Annotated in this window: 1 protein-coding gene; it reads right to left on the bottom strand. The window is 64.3% G+C overall.

Annotated features, from left to right (window positions below; translation table 11 throughout):
• A partial coding sequence (locus SB786_RS37600; RefSeq protein WP_410731761.1) for an efflux RND transporter permease subunit occupies positions 1-238 on the bottom strand: 238 nt, incomplete at both ends.

The following is a 238-nucleotide window of genomic DNA, read 5'->3' as shown; positions in this document are numbered from 1 at the left end:
AGCCCGAGCGGCTGGCGCAACTCCGCACCGGAGCCGGTGGCCAGCATCAGCGGCACCGCGCCGAACAACGCGGCCAGGGTGGTCATCAGGATCGGCCGGAAACGCAAGAGCGCCGCCTGATAGATCGCCGTCTGTGGGTCCAGGCCCTGGTTGCGTTCGGCGTCGAGGGCGAAGTCGATCATCATGATCGCGTTCTTTTTCACGATACCGATCAGCAGGATGATGCCGATGATCGCGA

The organism is Burkholderia sp. SIMBA_062 (assembly GCF_046534765.1).
Classification (GTDB): domain Bacteria; phylum Pseudomonadota; class Gammaproteobacteria; order Burkholderiales; family Burkholderiaceae; genus Burkholderia; species Burkholderia ambifaria.
This window is presented reverse-complemented; position numbering and strand designations above follow the sequence as displayed.